Origin of the sequence: Bhargavaea cecembensis DSE10 (assembly GCF_000348905.1) — a bacterium.
In the GTDB taxonomy this organism is placed as follows: Bacteria; Bacillota; Bacilli; order Bacillales_A; family Planococcaceae; genus Bhargavaea; species Bhargavaea cecembensis.
In genome coordinates this window covers 26,457-41,992 of record NZ_AOFT01000015.1, presented here as the reverse complement: position 1 = coordinate 41,992, position 15,536 = coordinate 26,457, and the positions used below count along the sequence as shown (strand labels likewise).

16 protein-coding genes and 1 riboswitch are annotated in these 15,536 nt (G+C 56.7%); of the genes, 6 read left to right on the top strand and 10 right to left on the bottom strand.

Features of this window, described 5'->3' with window-relative positions:
- Positions 1 to 43: 43 nt before the first annotated feature.
- The 4 genes from C772_RS12710 (at position 44) to mreBH (ending at position 3,175) form a co-directional block, all read left to right on the top strand.
- On the top strand, positions 44 to 265 hold the full coding sequence (locus C772_RS12710; RefSeq protein ID WP_008300554.1) for a DUF1128 domain-containing protein: 222 nt from the start codon (positions 44 to 46) through the stop codon (positions 263 to 265).
- 106 nt (positions 266 to 371) lie between these two features.
- Positions 372 to 1,604 carry an aminopeptidase gene (locus tag C772_RS12705; protein WP_008300552.1) on the top strand — a complete coding sequence of 411 codons (1,233 nt, stop codon included), beginning with the start codon at positions 372 to 374 and terminating at the stop codon, positions 1,602 to 1,604.
- Positions 1,605 to 1,768: 164 nt separating this feature from the next.
- The gene (locus tag C772_RS16750) at positions 1,769 to 1,921 is read left to right on the top strand and encodes a hypothetical protein (RefSeq protein WP_008300550.1); all 153 of its coding nucleotides are present in this window, start codon (positions 1,769 to 1,771) and stop codon (positions 1,919 to 1,921) included.
- A gap of 249 nt (positions 1,922 to 2,170) precedes the next feature.
- The gene (gene mreBH / locus C772_RS12700; RefSeq protein WP_008300548.1) at positions 2,171 to 3,175 is read left to right on the top strand and encodes a rod-share determining protein MreBH; all 1,005 of its coding nucleotides are present in this window, start codon (positions 2,171 to 2,173) and stop codon (positions 3,173 to 3,175) included.
- A 141-nt stretch (positions 3,176 to 3,316) separates the two neighbouring features.
- Here mreBH and C772_RS12695 read toward each other — a convergent pair whose 3' ends face one another.
- Both C772_RS12695 and C772_RS12690 read right to left on the bottom strand, forming a co-directional pair.
- Positions 3,317 to 3,862, bottom strand: a complete 546-nt coding sequence (locus C772_RS12695) for a GNAT family N-acetyltransferase (RefSeq protein WP_008300547.1) — start codon at positions 3,860 to 3,862, stop codon at positions 3,317 to 3,319.
- Between the two features lie 6 nt (positions 3,863 to 3,868).
- Positions 3,869 to 5,671: a M3 family oligoendopeptidase gene (locus tag C772_RS12690; protein ID WP_008300545.1), complete on the bottom strand. Its 1,803-nt coding sequence runs from the start codon at positions 5,669 to 5,671 to the stop codon at positions 3,869 to 3,871.
- A gap of 166 nt (positions 5,672 to 5,837) precedes the next feature.
- Here C772_RS12690 and C772_RS12685 point away from each other — a divergent pair, with 166 nt between their 5' ends.
- Positions 5,838 to 6,581 carry a hypothetical protein gene (locus C772_RS12685; protein WP_008300543.1) on the top strand — a complete coding sequence of 248 codons (744 nt, stop codon included), beginning with the start codon at positions 5,838 to 5,840 and terminating at the stop codon, positions 6,579 to 6,581.
- Between the two features lie 49 nt (positions 6,582 to 6,630).
- Here C772_RS12685 and map read toward each other — a convergent pair whose 3' ends face one another.
- Complete coding sequence (gene map / locus C772_RS12680; RefSeq protein WP_008300540.1) at positions 6,631 to 7,386, bottom strand: type I methionyl aminopeptidase; 756 nt, start codon at positions 7,384 to 7,386, stop codon at positions 6,631 to 6,633.
- A 67-nt stretch (positions 7,387 to 7,453) separates the two neighbouring features.
- Positions 7,454 to 7,795, bottom strand: a complete 342-nt coding sequence (locus C772_RS16185) for a DUF4870 domain-containing protein (RefSeq protein ID WP_008300537.1) — start codon at positions 7,793 to 7,795, stop codon at positions 7,454 to 7,456.
- Between the two features lie 103 nt (positions 7,796 to 7,898).
- Positions 7,899 to 8,005: riboswitch (TPP riboswitch) on the top strand.
- An 87-nt stretch (positions 8,006 to 8,092) separates the two neighbouring features.
- Here C772_RS16185 and thiT point away from each other — a divergent pair.
- Positions 8,093 to 8,656: an energy-coupled thiamine transporter ThiT gene (gene thiT / locus C772_RS12670; RefSeq protein WP_008300536.1), complete on the top strand. Its 564-nt coding sequence runs from the start codon at positions 8,093 to 8,095 to the stop codon at positions 8,654 to 8,656.
- Positions 8,657 to 8,835: 179 nt separating this feature from the next.
- On the opposite strand, the gene C772_RS12665 is transcribed toward thiT, so the two are convergent.
- The 6 genes from C772_RS12665 to C772_RS12645 all read right to left on the bottom strand — a co-directional run bounded on the left by C772_RS12665 (position 8,836) and on the right by C772_RS12645 (position 15,356).
- On the bottom strand, positions 8,836 to 9,786 hold the full coding sequence (locus C772_RS12665) for an SGNH/GDSL hydrolase family protein (protein ID WP_008300534.1): 951 nt from the start codon (positions 9,784 to 9,786) through the stop codon (positions 8,836 to 8,838).
- Positions 9,783 to 11,006 carry a DEAD/DEAH box helicase gene (locus C772_RS12660; protein ID WP_008300533.1) on the bottom strand — a complete coding sequence of 408 codons (1,224 nt, stop codon included), beginning with the start codon at positions 11,004 to 11,006 and terminating at the stop codon, positions 9,783 to 9,785. Before C772_RS12660 ends, C772_RS12665 begins: the two co-directional genes overlap by 4 nt.
- A gap of 214 nt (positions 11,007 to 11,220) precedes the next feature.
- Entirely contained in the window at positions 11,221 to 12,681 is a 1,461-nt protein-coding gene (locus tag C772_RS12655) for an amidase family protein (RefSeq protein WP_008300532.1), read from the bottom strand.
- 53 nt (positions 12,682 to 12,734) lie between these two features.
- Positions 12,735 to 12,890, bottom strand: a complete 156-nt coding sequence (locus C772_RS16430; RefSeq protein WP_008300531.1) for a Fur-regulated basic protein FbpA — start codon at positions 12,888 to 12,890, stop codon at positions 12,735 to 12,737.
- 84 nt (positions 12,891 to 12,974) lie between these two features.
- The gene (cax, locus tag C772_RS12650; RefSeq protein ID WP_008300530.1) at positions 12,975 to 14,039 is read right to left on the bottom strand and encodes a calcium/proton exchanger; all 1,065 of its coding nucleotides are present in this window, start codon (positions 14,037 to 14,039) and stop codon (positions 12,975 to 12,977) included.
- A gap of 99 nt (positions 14,040 to 14,138) precedes the next feature.
- Positions 14,139 to 15,356, bottom strand: coding sequence for a carboxylate--amine ligase (locus C772_RS12645; protein ID WP_008300529.1), 1,218 nt, complete (start codon positions 15,354 to 15,356; stop codon positions 14,139 to 14,141).
- Positions 15,357 to 15,536: the final 180 nt, after the last annotated feature.

Here is a 15,536-nt window from a genome sequence, read left to right as displayed (position 1 = left end):
TGTGAGAATGATGGCAATCCGATGAAAGGCAGGAACATCAACTATGGACCTAACCAATCCCACTGCGGAAAACGTGGAGTATATGATCAGCGCCATCAAGGAAAAGCTCCGCATGGTCAATGTCGACGCGATGAAGTCCGAACACTTCAACACATCCGACTACGAGGATCTGCGCGACATCTATGACATGGTCATGAAACGCAGCAACTTCAGCCCGAGCGAGATGCAGGCGATTGCAGCCGAGCTTGGCAGCCTGCGTAAATAAGCGATACTCCGTCCCCCGCGCTGCTTCGGCAGGCGGGGGATTTTCCGTTGCCGTCCATACCCGGCTATTGGTAGACTATGGGTAGAACGGAAAGGGGATTTGGAATATGGGGACATTTGAAGAAAATCTCGACAAGTACGCAGAATTGGCAGTGAAAGTCGGCGTCAATATCCAGCCCGGGCAACCTCTTTATATCGGTGCTTCGACTGAGTCCGCGGAATTCGTTCGCCTCGTAACGAAAAAGGCGTATGAAGCGGGTGCCCGGCATGTTGTCGTCGACTGGCAGGACGATGAAATTTCGCGTCTCCGGTATGAGCTGGCACCGGAAGATTCCTTCAGTGACTTCCCTGCCTGGATTCCGAAGATGCGCGAAGAGCTGGTCGGGATGAATGCTGCGTTCATGAATATCGTGTCGCAGAGCCCCGATCTCCTGAAAGGAATCGACCCGATGCGAATCGCCAACTTCCAGAAAGCTGCCGGGCAGGCGCTGGAAGCCTACCGCCAGGCGGTCCAGTCCGACAAAGTCAGCTGGACGGTCATCGCTGCACCTTCCAAGGCGTGGGCAGCCAAGGTGTTTGCCGATCTTCCTGAAAAGGATCAGGTTCCTGCCCTTTGGGATGCCATCTTCAAGGCTGTCAGAGCCGATCTGGAAGACCCGGTCGAAGCGTGGAAAAAGCACGATGAGACGCTTCACGAAAAAGCCGAGCACCTGAACAGGAAGAAATACGCCAAGCTGCATTACACGGCTCCCGGCACTGACCTGACCATCGGTCTCCCGGAAGGCCATATCTGGGCAGGTGCCGGCAGCATCAATGCCCAGGGGGCAACGTTCATGGCCAACATGCCGACCGAGGAAGTATTCACCGTCCCCCACAAGGAACGCATCGACGGCTTTGTCTCCAGCACGAAGCCGCTCAGCTACGGCGGCAACATCATCGACAATTTCAAGATCACCTTCAAGGACGGGCGGATCACGGAAGTGGAGGCCGAGCAGGGCGAAGATGTGCTGAAGCATCTCATCGAAGCGGATGAAGGGGCAAAGTCCTTGGGTGAAGTCGCGCTCGTCCCGCATTCCTCGCCGATCTCAACATCCGGCCTGCTCTTCTACAATACGCTGTTCGACGAGAACGCCTCGAACCACCTGGCGATCGGAAGCGCGTATGCCTTCTGCATCCAAGGCGGCAAGGAGATGGGCAGCGAAGAACTGCAAAAGCACGGACTCAACCAGAGCATCACCCACGTTGATTTCATGATCGGCTCCGACAAGATGGACATCGACGGCATCCTTGAAGACGGGACGGCAGAACCGATTCTCCGCGGCGGCGAGTGGGCGTTCTGATCCCATTTCTTCAGGACAGCATGGCGATTCGCCATGGGCGGCAGGTTCACATTTGTCACAATTCAGCAGGATTCCAGCAATGTCCTATTAAAAACAGGCATATTCTGTAGTATAATGAGCTATAGAAATGTAATAGGAACAAGATTAGAGAGGAGCATTCTGCTATGTGGCTGATGTTTACAACAGTTATCGGTTTCACGGTCCTGCTGCTTTTCGGCATGCTGATTATGATTCACTTCCTCAAGAAAGCCATGTTCTCGGAAGACTCGGTTAACATCGACGAGAGACCCGAGAAAACTTATACCCTTGACTCCTAAAGAATTGCCGGTTCTCCGGCAGTTCTTTTTTATTTCAGATGAAATTTCTCTTACAATCTGATTGCAGACAATGAAGAATCCTGTAACATTCTGTCCATATCGCTTTAAGGAATTTCCAATATCAGGTTTCATATAGCCCTTCAGATCTACTCCGCTTTGTCACATTCCAATATCCACCAATTTGCGGACAGGCTATTTTCTACTATACTTATCATCAGCAGAAAGTACCGTCACCGGGAGGCAATTTATATGTGGAATTCTACTGATATCGGCATCGATCTTGGCACTGCCAATTTACTTATCTATACAAAATCCAAAGAAATCGTCTTTGATGAACCCTCTGTCGTCGCAGTTGACCCTGCAGGACGGCTGATTGCCATCGGCAACGAAGCGAAAGTGATGCTCGGAAAAACGCCCGAGCAGATCACGGCCATCCGTCCGCTCCGTGACGGCGTCATTGCGGACTATGACATGACAGCCGAATTGCTTAAATCCGCCATGGCCAAGGCATCCAAGAAACTCGGCCAGACTCTCCGGAAGCCTCGCGTGGTCGTATCGATCCCATGCGGCGCGACATCCGTCGAACAGCGCGCGATCGTGGACGCTGTGAAGTCCGGCGGCGCAAAAGAAGTCCATCTGATCGAAGAGCCGGTGGCGGCGGCCATCGGGGCGGACCTTCCGGTGAGCGAGCCGATTGCCAACGTTATCGTTGATATCGGAGGGGGCACAACCGAAGTCGCCATCATCTCATTTGGCGGTGTTGTCTCTTCCAACAGCGTGAAATTCGCCGGCGACAAGATGGATGAGGAAATCATCCATCACCTCAGGAAGCGCCACAACCTCATCATCGGAGAGCAGACGGCTGAAGCCATCAAGAAGGAAATCGGTTTCGCGCCGATCGCCCATGAGGCGAAAACGATGGACATCCGGGGCCGTGATGTCGTCACCGGCCTGCCGAAGACGATCAGCCTCCACTCCCGTGATATCCAGCAGTGCCTGAAAGAAGGCTTTGAAACCATTCTTGAAGCGATCCGCACAACGCTCGAACAATGCCCGGCGGAACTGTCCGGAGACATCGTCGACCAGGGTATCGTCCTAACAGGCGGCGGCGCCCTCATGAACGGCGTGCAGGACTGGCTGTCACAGGTCATCTCCGTACCGGTCCACACTTCCCCTGATCCGATGAAGGCCGTCGTGTTCGGCACCGGCAAGGCGCTGGGCACGATCAAAACGATGCGCAAAGTTGCAAACTGAATCTGAACGCCAACCCGGGACGCAGCCCCCTGCCTCCCGGGCTTCTTTATATTCATACATAGCAAAAGGACCCTGTCCGGCTCACGGCCGAAACAGGGTCCTCAGTTTTGCAATGGGTTTCCGCAAAGCGGCCTTACCCTTTCAATGTCCATCCTCGATGATGGAATAGATGTAGTGATCCTCCCAGACACCGTTGATGAAAAGCAGCTGGCGCAGCAGGCCCTCTCTCTCCATGCCGGCCTTCTCGAGCACGCGGACCGAAGCCTGGTTCCTCGGGGACACATAGGCCTCGATCCGGTGGAGACCCGCCCGCTCGAACCCGAACTGCAGCACCAGCTTCAGCGCTTCGGTCGCAATGCCGCGCCCCGCTTCCCCCTGGTCGACGGAGTAACCGACAAAGCCGCTCAGGAAAGGCAGCCGCTTCAGCCCATACAGGGAGATGTGGCCGATCAGGCGGCCGTCTTCCGCACGGAAAATGCCGAAACTGTATTCCCGCTTTTCCCTGAGCTGCTGGAGCGACTCACGGATCTTCTCGCGCTGGACGCCGACCGTGTAGTAGGAGCTGTCATGCCGCGGCTCATAAACCGACCAGTAGTGCTTGTTCCTGGATACGAGGTTGGTCATGGCAAGTGCGTCATCGTCGGTCAGGACACGAAGGATGACCCTCTCGCCTTTCAGCGTGATCACGTCGGCTCACCCTTCACCGGACGTCAGGCTGAGGAACTCTTCCACGTCCCTGATGCAGAGCCGGACGCCCTTTTCCCAGAAGTCCTGCTTTGTGATGTCTTCGCCAAGATGCTTCATCGCCAGGTCCTCGGTCGTCATGATGGCCGTGTCGCGGAGGAGCGCCATGTACTTTTCTTCGAACGCCTCCCCTTCCTCGAGCGCCTTGGCATAAATGCTGAGGGAGAACAGGTAGCCGAAGGTGTACGGGAAGTTGTAGAACGGAACCCCCGTGATGTAGAAGTGAAGTTTGGACGCCCAGAAGTGCGGGTGCGCCTCGCCGAGCGCTCCTGCATAGGCCTCGCGCTGCGCTTCTTCCATCAGTTCGTTCAGGCGGTGGGACGAGACGATGCCCTTTTTCCGCTCTTCGTAGAACCTCGTTTCAAACAGGAAGCGCGCATGGATGTTCATGAAGAAGGAAACACTGCGCTGAGCCTTGTCTTCAAGCAGGGCGATCTTTTCTTCCTTGGATTGCGCTTCCTTTACGGCCGCGTCGGCCACGATCATCTCGGCGAATGTCGAAGCAGTCTCCGCCACATTCATCGCATATTGCCTGTTCAGCTGATGGACGGGACGGAGTGCATAGGAGTGGAAGGCATGCCCGAGCTCGTGTGCAAGAGTGGCAACGTTCGACATCGAGCCGCTGTATGTCATGAAGATACGGGATTCCTCGGACAGCGGCATGCCGGTGCAAAAGCCTCCCGGGCGCTTGTTCGGACGGTCTTCCGCCTCGATCCAGCCGTTCTCGAATGCCATGCGGGCGAACGACCCGAGTTCCGGACCGAACTTTCCGAAATGCTTCAGAATGAATTCTGCGCCTTCCTGATAATCCAGTTTCGCGGTTGATTCGGAAACCGGCGCGAAAAAGTCATACCAGTCAAGCTGCTCTTTTCCGAGAAGGGCGGCTTTGCGATTCAGGTATTCCGCGAACGGCTGCTTGTTGGCCGATATGGCCCCCCACATCGCATCGAGCGTCTCCTGCTTCATCCGGTTATACTCAAGCGGCTCACGAAGGACCTCGTCCCAGCCCCTCTTCTCATAAACCTGGAGGCGGAAGCCTGCGAGGGAGTTGAGCGCCTTCGCGAAAAACTCCTCTTTTTCGGCCCATGCCGCCTCCAGCTTTTCAAATGCCTCTTTGCGGACTGCGGGATCGGGATGGGTGCCGAGGTTGTTCGCCTGACCGACGGAAAGAACCTTCTCCTCTCCGTCCACTTTGACCTTCACCTGCATGTCTCCAACAAGCAGGTCGTACAGCTCGCCCCAGCCGTGGTAGCCGTCAACGGACAGCGCCGTGATCAGCGCTTCCTGCTCCTCCGGGAGTTTGGCCCCGGCCTTTTTGCGCCATTCATCCAGGATGAACGAGAACTCTTTCAGTTCGCCGGAAGCGATCAGCGCATTCCAGATCTTCTCATCGGTCTTTGCCAGCTTTTGCTGGAACGACATGAACGCCGTCTGGAACTTTGCGCCGAGCGCGGACGATTCCCCCTGCAGGAGGTGCGCCTTTTTGTCGGTCGTGTCCTGTGCCAGGAAGCATCCGATGACTGCACCGGATTCCCTCAGGTGGGCCGCGGTGTTCTTTGTCTCTTCGATCAGGGCTGCGACCTCCCCTGCCGTGTCTGCGGCTTCCGGTGTGCGGAAGTCAGCGACCGCTTCCGCATAGCTGCTGACTTTTTCCGCACCTTCATCAAGATGGGCACGAAGTTCTTCAGATTCGCTACCGCCGCTGAAAAACGTCTCCAGATCCCAGGTGACCGGATACGTGGTTGTTGACATCCCAATTCCCCCTGACTGTTTGCCAATTTTCTAAAAACAATTCCGTTACAATTATAACACGGTTGTTCGGAAGGCGAAACTTGCCAACTGGCAAAAAAGCGTCACACTTTCCGCCGTAAACGCCCGAAATCCCATGTATACTAATACGGGTAGGAGGTGAAGAAGATTGATCCGAAAACTGTTGATGGGGATCGCCCTGATTGCGGCGGTCGGCTTCCATGCCTCGGCAATGTTCATGCCGGCATTCGGGCGGCCCGCCGGGGAGATTGCCGCGCGGCTTCCGGTCGTCTTCATGCCGTCCATTTACTCGACGCTGATCCTGATTGTCCTCGTGCCGCTTCTGGGGCTGTATGTTCTCCGGGGCGGCGGACAGGCGGATAGGCCCTCGACTGCGAATCTGCGTGCCGCCCTGTTTATCGCGGCCTCCATTCTCCACATCATCGAACTCATTACATGGCAGGAAGAGCGCTTTGTCCTGTTCACAGCATCGGAAGTCGCCATGCTGGCCGTTCTGGCCGCCCTCTACTTCACTTATCCGAAAAAGGAGAACCGCCTTTCGGGACGGGTTCCCATATCGGGGATCTTCTCCTATTTCTTCTTCAGCCTCCTGGTTGCGATCCACTATACGCTTGAGGAGAATGATTGGGGCGGACTGGGCCTGAGTGATGCGCTCTGGGCGATCATTACGCTGACATTTGCAGCTGCAGCCGCGCTTCATTTCCTTTATCATCACAAGGATGATATGTTCGCCGGTGTCTTTGTCTGGATGTCTCTCATGGTCGCCGCAAGGAACGGGCTGGACGAGCCTCTAGTTTCAGCGGCATCGCTGTTCCTTGCCGGCGCCGTCATCACCTGGATGATCGTCAGCAGGCGGCAAGGCCAAAAAGCGCCGCGAACGGCAGAAGATTAACACATGATTCATACGCAAAACGGTCCCGGGAAATTCCCGGGACCGTTTTTTAGTCTTCGCTGATGTCTGTGATGAGGAGCGGGCCGTCTGCGGTGACGATGACGGTGTGCTCGATCTGGGCGACAAGCGACTTGTCAGGCGTGATGAACGCCCAGCCATCTCCGCCCTCGATGATGTGTTCTGCCTTCTGGGAGATGAACGGCTCGACCGCGAGGACCATGCCCTCTTTCAGGAGAGTGGTGTCCCATCGGTCATAATAGTTCAGCACGTGGCTCGGCTCTTCATGCAGGGAGCGGCCGACGCCGTGGCCCGTCAGATTCTTGATGACATGCAGGCCGTTGTCGCTCGCCTCCCGGCTGACCGCCTTGCCGATCTGGTTCAGCCGGCCGCCCGGCTTCACCTTCTCCAACGCCCTGTCGAGCGCCGACTTTGCGACGTCAATCAGTTTCTGCTTTTCCTCGTCCGGCTCCCCGGCCACGATCGAGATGCCCGTATCGGCAAAGTACCCGTTGTACGATCCGGATACGTCGATATTGACCATGTCGCCATCCTTGATCACATAGTCATCCGGAATGCCATGCGCCACCACTTCGTTGACGCTGATGCATGTGAAGCCGGGAAAATCATACTCGCCCTTCGGACCGGAGACGGCCCCCTTTTCCTCGAACATGCGGCCGGCCATGTCATCCAGCTGCTTGGTTGTGACTCCGGGTTTCGCGGCGTCTTTCAGCGCATCGCGGATTTCCGCACAGATGCGCCCGATTTTTTTGAGATTCTCGAAGTCTTCGGTCGTCTTCGCGATCATTCGATTCAGCACTTCCTTCTGTGGATTCAATTTCCACTATACCACAGACCGGACCGGCGCCAAACAGTCACGTTCTCAGCGCGCGGATCCCCGCCGCGGCACACCAGACAAACGCCGCCCCCTGCATGACCGCATACATTAGGGTCAGCACGGCGGCAGTGCCGGCATGCCCAAAAGACGGCACCGTGCCGGTGAACGCCGCTTCCCTCACTTCGTTTGCCGCGATGAAGGTCGTGACAAGAAGGGCCGCGAGCGGCACGGCCGGAAGGAGCTGGATGACAAGCGCCCGCTTCGCGTGGCGCCGGACCAGCCCGTCGCCCGATGCGAAAAGCAGGACAAGCGGAAACAGGACGGGTGCGAACAGGATACTGAAGTAATTGAATGAGGCGATGAGGCGCGGGTTGTCCATGTTGCCCTCCTTCCGAATGTGGCACAGCTGTTTCCATCGTATGCCGGGACAGGTTGAAAACAGCGGGCGGGTAGTCTACACTTGGAGTGTCCATACTGAATAACTGAACCACAAGGGGAGCCGCGGATGCGGCTGAGAGTGGGCGTCCGGCGCCCAGACCCTTTGAACCTGTAAGGTCATGCTTGCGCAGGGATGTGGATGGAAAACGATGCCTGCAGGCGTCCGGCTCTGTCCCGGACGCTTTTTTAATGGTCATCATCCCCATCTTGCGACAACAGAAAAATGGGGGAATCTTTAATGCAACGCAACGAACGTCTTCAATTCCTGATCGAGGTCGCCATCTTTTCGGCGATCGGCTTTGTTCTCGATCAGATTTCCATCAAACTCTGGTTCCAGGGCGGTTCCATCAGTCTCACGATGGTGCCGATCGTCCTGATGGCCTTTCGCTGGGGGCTCGGGGGCGGCCTGCTCACCGGGCTGATCCTCGGCATTCTCCAGACATTTGCCGGTGCCTATATCATCCACCCGGTGCAGGGCTTCCTGGATTACATCGCGGCATTTGTCGTCATCGGCGCCGCCGCCTTCCTGAGGCCGATGGTGCTGCGGGGCGCCGATTCCGGCGTGAAGGGCCGGATGGTGACCGGCATCGTGATCGGCACGGTCATCGGCGGGCTGCTCCGCTACATCATGCATGTCCTGTCGGGCGTCGTATTCTTCGGTGCCGCTGCCATTGACGCGGGTGACAACGTCTGGTGGTATTCGATCGTCTACAACGCGGGCTACATGATCCCGTCAATCATCCTGACAGCCGCCGCCTGCGCCCTCCTGTTCAGCACAGCGCCGCGGCTGCTGAAGCGATAAGTCCAGCTTGCCCGCACCGCGGCTGGAATAAACCGGAATTCAGATGGACAGACGCCCCCCCGCCGGGATCGGCGGGGGTTTTGGGTTTGTGACGCTGCTCTGAGATCGTCAACGTTTAGATGAAGTTAATCAACGTTTCATCAAAGATTGTCAACGTCTCAATAAACTTAATCAACGTCTCACCTAAGATCGTCAACGTTTCGCGCCTCATATGAAAAAACCCCCTCCGGCAATTCGGAGGGGTTAAAGTAAATGGCATGGATGCCCTGAAGTTGTTCATCGACAGCGATTCGGGTCGGTGTTTCATCGCCGGCATCGGCACTCCGTCCGTCCGCCTCCTGCATCCGCCGGTTCATTTCCTCGAAAGAAACCGGGTTCGGCGGCGGCACTTCCCACGGCTGGACAGTCAGCCCGTACGGGGAGTTTTCAAAGAAGGCGTTCGCCATCCGGCGGTAGCCTTCCAATGAAGGATGGACATCCGCCGGGTTTGGGAGCAGCTGGCTGCCTTCGGCTGCAAATGCCTCTTCGACCGGTACGAAGACGGCGCCTGCGGCCTCAGCCTCCTGCTTCAGGATGGCATTCAGCCGGCCGAGCTCTTTCCGCAGTCCCGGCTTCATCTCTTCGCGGGCATGGGGATAGGGGAAATAATAACCCATGACATAGACAGTCGCCCGTGGTGCCCGCTCCGCCAGCTCATCCAGGATTGCCGCCACATTCTTCCTGACGCCGTTCAGCGCATAATCGGCCGGGATCCGGTCATAGGCGAGCGTACCGGCCCGCGGATTATAGCGCACCAGCCCGAGCAGGTCATTGGCGCCAGCGGAAACCGTAATCAGTGTGGACTGTTCCAGAACCGGCCTTGCTTCATCCGATCTCACCCGCTCCAGCACCTGGCCGCTCGTGAGCCCCGGATAGCTGAGGTCCTTCGAATAAAAGGCGATCGGCACATGCCGTCGCAGCTCCATCGCGATCATGTCCGCATAGCCGAGGTCAATCGCCCGGTTAGGCGTCTGTCCGGCCGCCAGGGAATCGCCGAGCGCGACATAGGCGGCAGGGGCGGCCGCCTTAACGGGGCCTGTCTGCGGGATAAGCAGCAACAGCGCGCCGACGAGGAGAACGAACAGCCTCATCGCCGTTTGCCGCCCTTGTTCCCTTCTTTTTGCTTGCTGTTACGCTGGCCTTTCCCTGCATTGCCCGCGGGCTTCCCGGATGATGCAGCCTGCACGGTCTTGGATGAGCCTTCTATCAGGCTTCCCTTGTGCCAGACTTTCTGGACCGGTTTGCCCGGCAGTGCACGGGTCAGCTTCCGGTACGTCTTCTCGTCCGGATACGATACGAACGACAGCACTTCCCCGTCTGCGCCCGCGCGCCCCGTCCTGCCCGAACGGTGTGTGTACTGCTCTTCGGTGCGCGGCACGTCGATATGAATCACATGGGTCAGGCCGGTGATGTCGAGCCCGCGAGCCGCAACATCGGTCGCGATCAGGATGCGCACCGTGCCGTCACGGAACCCGTCAAGCGCCTGTTTGCGCTCCATCTTGTTCATGCCGGAGTGGAGGACGGCAACCGGCGCGTCCTGGAATTTCAGCTTCGACTCTTTCATGAGCAGCTGGTCGGTGTTATTGATGAAAGCCAGTCCCCGCAAGCCTTCCACATGGGAAAGCCTCCGGATCAGGTCCGTTTTGTCGCGTTCATCCACCTTGATGAATGAATGGGTGACCTCTCCCTGCTTCGGCAGCTCTTCCGCAGTCACTTTCAGCTGGAGCGGATCATCCATGAACCGCTCCGCAACGAGCCGGATTTCATCGGTGATCGTAGCCGAGACGACCGCGACCCGGCAGTCGGATGCGGCGGCCCCGATCAGTGATTTCACATCGGTCCGGTGGTCGCGCCCCAGAAGCTGGTCGCCCTCGTCCAGAACGATGTGTCGGATGTCGTGCATCTTCAGCTTCCGGTCATTGGCCAGTTCCCAGACGCGCCCAGGCGTCCCGACGACAATCGTCGGCTTCTTTTTCAGCTTCTCGATCTGGCGCTGCTTGTTCGCGCCGCCGATCAGCTGCGTGACCGTGACGTCCGTGCCTTCCGTCCATTCCCGGAACACTTCGACGATCTGCATGCAAAGCTCCTGGGACGGCGCCATGACAAGCGCCTCCGTTTTCTTTGATGTTCCGTCGACAAGCATCAGCAGCGGGATAACATAGGCGAGTGTCTTGCCCGATCCGGTCGGCGATTCCGCGACGATGTCCCGTCCGTCGAGCATCGCGGGAATCATCTTCGACTGGATCGGCATCTCCTCTTCAAATGTCCACTTTTCCCGGAATTGCGGCTCCAGCCGTTCAATCCAACTCATCATCCATTCCCCGTTTCAATCCTTGATGGCTTTATTTTAGCACAGCGGGTGCGCGCCGTCTTTTGGCGGCTGCTCCCGGTAGTATCGATGGCAGTTGTATATGTCAACGTCTCAATGAACGATGTCAACGTCTCACACCGATATGTCAACGTCTCACTTAACAAGAAAAAGGGACTTCTATCCTGAAGCCCCCATACATTTCTCTTATGCTCAGTCACTCATTCGGCGGCTTGACACGCCCCTTTTCCCGCTGCTCAAATGCACAGGCGAACCCGATCAGGAGCGGCTCCGCGAACGCCCTGCCGTAGAAGGCGATGCCGAACGGTTCTCCTTCTTCCGTCTTCCCCGCGGGTACCGCCACCCCGGGATAGCCGGCTGCGGCACCGAAGCTGAGGCCATGGGACTGAGGGAAGACGAGGGCACTGATATCGTGCTCCCGGAATGCCCGCTCCAGCGCCACTTCGGACGACAGATGGCGGTTGCGCTCCAGCGCCTCCAGATAGGCCCGCTCCGTCAGCGTGCCGGATGTCCGGTCCGACTGCTCGAGCATATTCTGGCCGAATTTCAGCGTTTCCTCCGGATGCTGGCTGTTGAACTCAATCACGTCAGACAGGGTCCGGATCGGATTGCTTGCAGGCGTCTTGCCGAGGTAGGCGTTCACGGCTGCCTTGAACTCGTGCATGAGCACATCATAGCCAAGGTCATTTTCCATGACGCCGAGGTCGATGTCATCGATGATTTCCGCTCCGCACGCCTTCAGCACGTCCAGCTTCCTGTCAAACAGGTCCTGGATCCGGCTGTCGGCCTCGTTTTCGAAGATGTTGCGTGCGACGCCGATCCGCGCGCCATTCAGCGCATCCGGATCCAGGCAGGCTTCCCAGTCCCTGCCTTCCCACACATCGCTAAGAGATGTGACCGGGTCCGCCGGATCTTCGCCGACCATCTCCCGGAACATCAGCAGCGCACTTTCCACATCGCGGGCAAGCGGCCCGGGGATGTCCTGCGTGACGGACAGCGGGATGACACCGGCCCGGCTGATGGCGCCGACGGTCGGCTTGATCCCGACAAGACTGTTCTGCACGGCCGGCTCGATGATGGACCCGGTTGTCTCTGTCCCGACCGAAGCCGCAGCCAGATTCGCCGCAACCGCGACAGCCGCCCCCGAACTGGAGCCGCCGCAGTCAAACTGGCCGTATGGGCTCTTGACTTGTCCGCCCCTTGAGCTGTAGCCGTTCGTCATCTTGTCGGACATGAAGTTGGCCCACTCGGTCATGTTCGTCTTGCCGAGAATGACCGCTCCGGCTTCCCGAAGCTTTTTGACGAGGAAGGCATCTTCCGCAGCGTAGTGATCGGCAAGGGCAAGCGATCCGCAGCTGGTGTGCATCTTGTCACCGGTGTCCATATTGTCTTTGAGCAGGACAGGAATGCCGTGAAGCGGAGACCGTGCGCCCTTTACCTGGCGCTCATAGTCCAGCTGCCTTGCGATCTGCAGCGCATCCGGATTCACTTCAAGGACAGCGTTGACATTGCGGCCGTATTCCGAAATCCGCGAGAGGTACATGACCGTGAGCTCCTCTGCCGTAACGTCTCCTTTCTCCATCTTTTCCTGCATCTCCCGGATGCTTGCCTCTTCCAGCCATTCATCCCGGATGCGTTCAAGTCGTTCGTTCTGCATCCTGATCCCTCCGATTAGAAAAAGCCGGCCGGCTGATGGCCGTCCGGCAATGATTATTGTTCCTGAAGTTCGGTGTATTGCTTCAATAATGTATAGATGGGCAGCTCATACAGTTGCTTGCCGTCGATCTTGAAAATCCCTTCATCCACCAGCTTATCGATGATGGACTGCTTTTTTTCATCCATCGGACCTTCATGTAATTCTCTCATGGTGCATTCTTCTCCTTGCTCATGATGATACCGACTTCATCTTTCCCTCATTGGACGAAAACGAAACCGGATTTGTTCCATCGGTCAAAGGAAGAAGAACCCGATGCCCATGATCAGATAGGCGGCAAGCAGGGTCAGCCCTTCGAACCAATTTGACTCCCCATCAAGGGTGATGACGACCGTGAGCAGTGCCGCTGTGATCATCGCAACCAATTCCGCGACTGTAAACACAAGCGGCATCTGCACCGGCATCATCAGGGAAATGAGGACCAGGGCAGGTGCAACGAACATGGCGACCTGGAGCGTTGAACCGATGGCAATCTCGACGGATACGTCCATCTTGTCCTTGACCGCCAGGATCAGGGCGGAGGCGTGCTCAGCGGCATTTCCGACGATGGCGACGATGATGACCCCGATAAAGAGCTCCGACCATCCGAAGCGCTCTCCGATGTCCTCAAATGTATGGACCAGGTTCTCTGAGACAAATGCCACAGCGGCCGTCGCCAGAAGAAGGATGAGGATGGCTTTGCCCTTCGACCATTCCGCCTCTTCCTCTTCCTCCGGTTTGCCATGGCTTTCCTTGTCGGAACCCGTGAAAAAACCGCGGTGTGTAACCAGCTTAAAGAACAGCCCCGCCAGATAAAGCAGGATCATGATGACCGAGATCCCGATGCTCAGGCTGATCGTGCCGCGATCGTCCATGCCCTGGGAGAAGATCTCCGGGATGACGAACGCGACAATGATGGCGAATATCAAGAGTCCGGCATTATAGCGGGCATCCCGCAAACTGAAGTTCTGGCGCTTGTGCTTGAGGCCGCCCAGGAAAAATGACAGCCCAAGTACAAGAAGCAAGTTCCCGATAACGGACCCGGTCAGGGAAGCAAGGACGATGCCGACCAGCCCCGCCTTCAGAGAGAAGATGGAAATGATCAGCTCGACTGCGTTCCCGAACGTCGCATTCAGCAAACCGCCGATCCGCGGTCCGGATACGATGGCCAGCGATTCTGTCGCCCTTCCCATGATTGCGGACAGGCCAATGATGCTTACACAACACAGGATGAACATGACCAGACTTGTCCAGTGGAGGGCGGAGCCCGCTACAACGAGCGGAACGCCGACAAATGAGATCGCGGTAAAGACCTTGTTCAATCTATGCGCCCCCGTTCAGAAAAGACTTGTCTTCCAGGACATACCCTTTTCTGATGGATGCTTAACCGCTGAGGACCGGCAGTCAGACCAACGCGACTCTTAAACTTTCGGCGGGTGCTTCCTGAACTTCCTGTAATAGTTGATAGTGGATGCCCAGACTACCGCCTTGCGCTTCACGTTCGTCTCGAAGTCCGCCTCGAGCGGGTGAAACGCCCTGTCCTCCCGGTACAGCGACTTCACCTTTGTGCGGAGCTGAGCCGACTTGATCTGTTTCAGAAGGAGGCTTTTCGGCACGACATTAAAAAGCGCTTCCTCCTTGTTTACGACTGTGCCGAGCTTCAGCTTCCTGATGCGGTCGTCCACGTAATAGGTTGCAGGATTGTGGCCAGCAGCGGTGACGTAGTAGTTGCTGACACCGAGCCGTCCGTTCAGTTCGAAAAATACATATCTGCCCGTTCGTTTATCGTACTTCAGATCAAAGTTCGAGAATCCGGTAAATCCGGTTTCGGCAATTAGTTTCCGCACATCTTCCGTGATGCTGTCTTCCGGCCTTGTCAGGATGGCGAGGTGGTTGCCGATGCCGGAAGGTGTGTGGTCCTCCAACAGGATCTGCCCGAAGACGATCAGCTTGACCTCCTGATCTTCCGGGGATGTATAGGCGGTCACCACGGCAAGGGACCGGTCGTCTCCGGGAACATACTCCTGCAGCACGATCGGCTCGCTATAGCCGCCCTCCCGCATCAGACGATAGATCCTCCGGTATTCTTCCTCGGATTTCACAAAAAAGACTTTTTCCTTCCCGGCAAAATGGAGTGCCTGATACGACGGTGAGTCGGCCGGTTTCATCACGATCGGGAAAGCGAAGGGCAGCTTTTCCTCGAGCTCCGTAATCACCAGCGTTTTCGGATACGGCACGCCGGCCTTTTCGCAGGCCTCATAAAAACTTTCCTTGTTGGTCGCCCGCCCGAACACTTCCTTTGAAACGTACGGAACGACCCATTGTTCAGGGAACCGGTCCTGAAGCCGGACCAGCATTTCGGCATAGCGGTCATCCGCACCGACGATGATTTTCTTGATCCCCGGAAAATCCCGGTCGATCTGCCTGATGGTTTCGAAAAACCGGTCAGGGCGATCAATTTCCGGCTGGACATAGTTTTTCAGGATCTTGGAATTCTCTATGGGCCCGATGATCATTGGGCTGATCACATTTGTCTTAACCCCGTATGCTTCATAAAACGCTCGCGCCAGGCTGTATGCACCGCGATTACCTCCGACGACAACAGGGACAAATTGGATGGTTGATTCGGTTTTGCTCATTTGCTGCTCCCCTCGCACCGGTATTCTCTTTTATTTCCTGCCGGCACACTATATTCCACACCAGCATAAGAAAGCGATTTCATTTAGTCAATACTTTCTACAACTTTAGACATAATTCGATGATCCTGTTGACGGGACCACTGTCAAAAGCTAGATTTAATGAAGCAGAATGGAAGAAAA

What these genes read in the sequence shown, in the direction of transcription:
- thiT (WP_008300536.1), top strand. Translation starts at nt 8,093, where the DNA reads ATGCAACGCAACGAACGTCTTCAATTCCTGATCGAGGTCGCCATCTTT.
- C772_RS12690 (WP_008300545.1), bottom strand. Translation starts at nt 5,671, where the DNA reads ATGTCAACAACCACGTATCCGGTCACCTGGGATCTGGAGACGTTTTTC.
- C772_RS12660 (WP_008300533.1), bottom strand. Translation starts at nt 11,006, where the DNA reads ATGAGTTGGATTGAACGGCTGGAGCCGCAATTCCGGGAAAAGTGGACA.
- C772_RS16430 (WP_008300531.1), bottom strand. Translation starts at nt 12,890, where the DNA reads ATGAGAGAATTACATGAAGGTCCGATGGATGAAAAAAAGCAGTCCATC.
- C772_RS16750 (WP_008300550.1), top strand. Translation starts at nt 1,769, where the DNA reads ATGTGGCTGATGTTTACAACAGTTATCGGTTTCACGGTCCTGCTGCTT.
- C772_RS12705 (WP_008300552.1), top strand. Translation starts at nt 372, where the DNA reads ATGGGGACATTTGAAGAAAATCTCGACAAGTACGCAGAATTGGCAGTG.
- C772_RS12710 (WP_008300554.1), top strand. Translation starts at nt 44, where the DNA reads ATGGACCTAACCAATCCCACTGCGGAAAACGTGGAGTATATGATCAGC.
- C772_RS12655 (WP_008300532.1), bottom strand. Translation starts at nt 12,681, where the DNA reads ATGCAGAACGAACGACTTGAACGCATCCGGGATGAATGGCTGGAAGAG.
- C772_RS12645 (WP_008300529.1), bottom strand. Translation starts at nt 15,356, where the DNA reads ATGAGCAAAACCGAATCAACCATCCAATTTGTCCCTGTTGTCGTCGGA.
- map (WP_008300540.1), bottom strand. Translation starts at nt 7,386, where the DNA reads ATGATCGCGAAGACGACCGAAGACTTCGAGAATCTCAAAAAAATCGGG.
- C772_RS12665 (WP_008300534.1), bottom strand. Translation starts at nt 9,786, where the DNA reads ATGAGGCTGTTCGTTCTCCTCGTCGGCGCGCTGTTGCTGCTTATCCCG.
- C772_RS16185 (WP_008300537.1), bottom strand. Translation starts at nt 7,795, where the DNA reads ATGGACAACCCGCGCCTCATCGCCTCATTCAATTACTTCAGTATCCTG.
- mreBH (WP_008300548.1), top strand. Translation starts at nt 2,171, where the DNA reads ATGTGGAATTCTACTGATATCGGCATCGATCTTGGCACTGCCAATTTA.